Below are 457 nucleotides of genomic sequence, written 5' to 3'. Positions count from 1 at the left end.
GTGTTGGCCGAGGGCGCGATGGCGCCATCAAGCAGCGTCCTCTCCGCTTCCGTGCTCACGCGCTGCCGGTCTCCTTGACCCGGGACGATTGGATCGGCAGCAGCGGCTCGACGATCGAGAATACTTTTTCCGCGATTACCTCCGGCGCGTTCGATGCGTCGACGACGCGGCAGCGTAGCGGCTCCTGGTCGGCGATATCGAGGAATGCCTCGCGGCGCTTCTCATGGGTATCGAGTTCTTCTTTCTCGAACCGGTCGGGAGCGGCCGCCTGCGGCTGGGCCTCTGCGCGGCTGCGGGCGCGTTTCAGGCCTTCGGACGCCGGCAGGTCGAGAATGATCGTACAGTCGGGCATGACGCCGTTGRCAGCCACCCGCTCCAGGTTCTGGATGAAGGCCGGCTCGAGATTGCCGGTAATGCCCTGGTAGACGCGCGTCGAATCGAGGAAACGGTCGCAAAG

The 457-nt window shown here is 64.9% G+C and carries 1 protein-coding gene; it reads right to left on the bottom strand.

The window, feature by feature from the left end; genetic code table 11:
* Nucleotides 1-55: 55 nt before the first annotated feature.
* The coding region (locus AC1D0P_RS29330; protein ID WP_477679947.1) for a dTMP kinase at nucleotides 56-457 on the bottom strand (402 nt) is incomplete at its 5' end.

This window comes from Polaromonas sp. P1_G2 (genome assembly GCF_056405515.1).
This window is presented reverse-complemented; position numbering and strand designations above follow the sequence as displayed.